The sequence below is a fragment of the Salinimicrobium profundisediminis genome (assembly GCF_026241755.1).
Lineage (GTDB): Bacteria > Bacteroidota > Bacteroidia > Flavobacteriales > Flavobacteriaceae > Salinimicrobium > Salinimicrobium profundisediminis.
In genome coordinates this window covers 1-3,314 of record NZ_JAPJDA010000048.1, presented here as the reverse complement: position 1 = coordinate 3,314, position 3,314 = coordinate 1, and the positions used below count along the sequence as shown (strand labels likewise).

Genomic DNA, 3,314 nt, shown 5'->3' with positions numbered 1-3,314 from the left:
GTGACATAAGCCATTCGTTAAACAGATTTATTTTTTTCACTAAACTGCGGATACGCTTATTTTCAATCTCGTCTTCACACACTAGCCCTTTAAATAAAACATTGTCCGTGATAATAACACCATCGTCTTTTAAAAAGGGAGCATACATTTCAAAGAAACGCTGATATTGCCCCTTGGCCGCATCAATAAAAATGGCATCATATGGCCCATGATGCTTTACTTCCTGCTCCAGTTCAAGCGCATCTCCTGTTAGCTGAATAATTTGCTCTTCCCGTCCTGAACGCTGGATATATTGTCCGGCAAGTTTGATCCGTTCTTCGTCTCTCTCTAAAGTGACAATTTTGCTTTCAGGTAAAGCCAGTGCCATACGAAGTGCAGAATAGCCAATCGCCGTTCCGACCTCCAGGATGGACTTTGCCTGCTGAATTCTTAATAACTGAAGCAATGCTTCAATTCCGACCAATTCCATAATAGGAACGCCATTTTCCTCTGCATACTGTTCCATTTCCATCAGCAGAGGAGGGCGTTCGTTCGTTAATTTTTCTATATAAGTATGCAGCTTATCATTTTGCAAACTGCCCTCACCTCTTATTATCCATTTAGACATGAAAAAATAGCGTTCACTGGAGCATGTACAAAAGCAGCACTTTTGCAAAAAACGAGCCATTCGGCCCACACCGTGATTGACGCTATCGTCTACTCTATAAACACCTCAATTATTTTACCATAGTTTCCGAAAAGTGCAAGGGGCTGGTGATTCAAGGGACGTAGTTGAAAACCGCCTCGCCATGTAAACAATTGAGATAGGGGGAGGCGATTAACCTCCATTTATCCCTCTCACACCACCGTACGTACGGTTCCGTATACGGCGGTTCCGATTAAGTCGAACGCTGTAAGTCATATCTAGCAGAAATACTTTTTAACCCAAGGGAAAGCCAGTAGGCTTTCCCTAATGTTTTATGAAGAATTGGACTTTTGGATATCCTCCAATAAGCCTTTCTTGTATTTCCCCATTCATATGCTTTCCCTTTCGAAACACCTAGTTTAATAAGTTTCTTGACCTTCGTTTGGGGAAGTTTCCATTCCTTCCATCGAATCATTCTTAACCTTCGATTAAGCCATCCTTCGAGTTTTGCGATTACTGAACGGGTATCTGCTAAATGATAATAATTAACCCATCCCACTAGATATTGGTTAAGGTTATGAATCCTATCTTCCATGGCAATTGACCTTCGTCTGCTTGTAAGCTTTCTTATTTTATCTTTAAACCGTTTAACTGATTGGGGAGATATTCTCACCTTCGGTTTTAGATTACTTGTAAAACTGAACCCAAGAAATTTCCTTTTCCAAGGGCGGTCTACAGCACTTTTATCCTTGTTAACCTTCAGTTTAAGATTCCTCTCGATAAAATGGGTCATTGCCTTCATAACTCTTTCTCCAGCTCTTTTAGATTTCACATAGATATTACAATCATCGGCGTAGCGGACAAAGCGATGTCCTCTGCGCTCCAGTTCTTTATCCAGTTCATCCAACACAATATTCGAAAGTAAAGGGCTTAAAGGTCCACCTTGCGGTGTCCCCTCAAGGTTAGGACTGACAAGTCCGCCTTCCATAACACCAGAGGTTAAGAACCGTCTTATTAGTTTGAGGAGAGTATTATCCTTTATCCTCATGGCTAATTTACTCATTAATCTATCGTGGTTAACCTTGTCAAAGAACTTTTCAAGGTCAATGTCGACTACCCATCGATAACCCTCTTCTATATAGCTTTGGGCTAATTTAACAGCCTGGTGCGCTCGCCTGTTAGGGCGAAAGCCGAAGCTACATTCAGAGAAACTAGGGTCATACATTCTGGTAAGCACTTGGGTGATTGCTTGTTGAATGAAACGGTCTGTCACGGTTGGGATTCCCAGTTTCCTCTTCCCTTTGCCGTCTGGTTTCGGGATTTCGACTCGACGGACGGGGGATGGGATATAGGTTCCCTCGAAGAGGGATTTTCGCAGTTCGCTCCAGTTGAGCATAATATGTCCACGAAGAGCAGTGACGGGCATTTCGTCCACTCCATGTTTTCCCTTATTCTTTTCTACTCTTTTAATCGCATTAAGTAGGTTTTCCCGTGACATGATTCGTTCCATTAACATTGATATAACCTCCCGCGTAAATAGGTGTTCTGTTTGTGTCCTTTTCATTCTCCACCCTGTTTAATGACCCCCGCGGATTCACCGTTTCTTTCATTAAACAGGTACTATGTTTTCTGTTTCATCGAATGGAAAGATACGCCTAGTTCCTATTTTCCATAACCGGTTCAGCCCTTCCTTATCCTCTTAAGCGAATAAGTACTATGGCTTCTGCTGACGCCTGTCGTTCAACTTATCCTCACGGATAGGCTTACCGCATGAGTACGGCATATCGACAGGTTCTCCCCGGGTAAGAGTACAGACTTTCCTTCCATGTCTCCGCCTCATTTACTATGTGACACCTTTGGCAGTATGGACTTTGTCTTGTATTGCAGACTCACCCAATGTCATCTAGCCTCATATGAGATTCGTGTTCCTCAGAGCGGAAGTTTGCCGCCGACTTCCTTCAGATAGGAGGGTCACCCCGCATATCCTTGTCTTAAGCTACGGCTACTACTGCCTTCGCCGTTCGGGACTCGCACCCTAGAGCCTGCACCCATGCCGGGCACACAACAAGAAAAAACCTTCGACATTCATCGAAGGTTTTTTTATTAATTCACTCTCGAACCATGCTCAATCTCCCATAATTTTTCAAAGAATGGCTGTCCTTTTATTAAATTTTCACAGAATCTTTCATGCTTTTTTGACCAGCCATATTTGCTCTCTTCAAAAAGGTGATCCCATGCATGTTCAAAATTCATGGCTTGAATGTCAGAATAAATTTCCGGTCTCCATTCGGTATACCAATATCGAATTTCCGCTTCGTTTTTGGAGGAGTGCAGCTGATCCAATGCCATAAACAAAAGCTGTTTAAGCTGTCTTTCTTTTCTTGTTAGCCCTGCCATTAAGTCAGGTGATGGAGAAAGGATATGAAAACCTTTTCCAGCTGATGATGAAAAAGAGTAAGAAATTGTATCTTGATCAGCAATCATTTCATATGCAAGCTGTTCCTGTCTTGGAATAAGACGGCTTTTTCGGATTGGGATACTATATCCTATTGTATCAACGGCAAGAATGCCTGTCCCATCTGTGACAACAAAGCAATATTCCAATTGAACGCGCTCATGGTTCTTTCTCAAATACGCTTTTTGATAAATATCATCAAGAAGCTGCTGTGGAATGTCTGCGAGATCATTT

General features: G+C 42.4%; 3 protein-coding genes. All 3 read right to left on the bottom strand.

All coding sequences use genetic code 11. From position 1 onward, the window contains the following. The coding region (locus OQ279_RS18140; RefSeq protein ID WP_266071273.1) for an O-methyltransferase at positions 1-607 on the bottom strand (607 nt) is incomplete at its 3' end. A 271-nt stretch (positions 608-878) separates the two neighbouring features. Next, the gene (ltrA, locus tag OQ279_RS18135) at positions 879-2,189 is read right to left on the bottom strand and encodes a group II intron reverse transcriptase/maturase (RefSeq protein ID WP_266071272.1); all 1,311 of its coding nucleotides are present in this window, start codon (positions 2,187-2,189) and stop codon (positions 879-881) included. 539 nt (positions 2,190-2,728) lie between these two features. Next, a partial coding sequence (locus OQ279_RS18130; RefSeq protein WP_266071270.1) for a YjbA family protein occupies positions 2,729-3,314 on the bottom strand: 586 nt, incomplete at its 5' end.

What these genes read in the sequence shown, in the direction of transcription:
- ltrA (WP_266071272.1), bottom strand. Translation starts at nt 2,189, where the DNA reads ATGAAAAGGACACAAACAGAACACCTATTTACGCGGGAGGTTATATCA.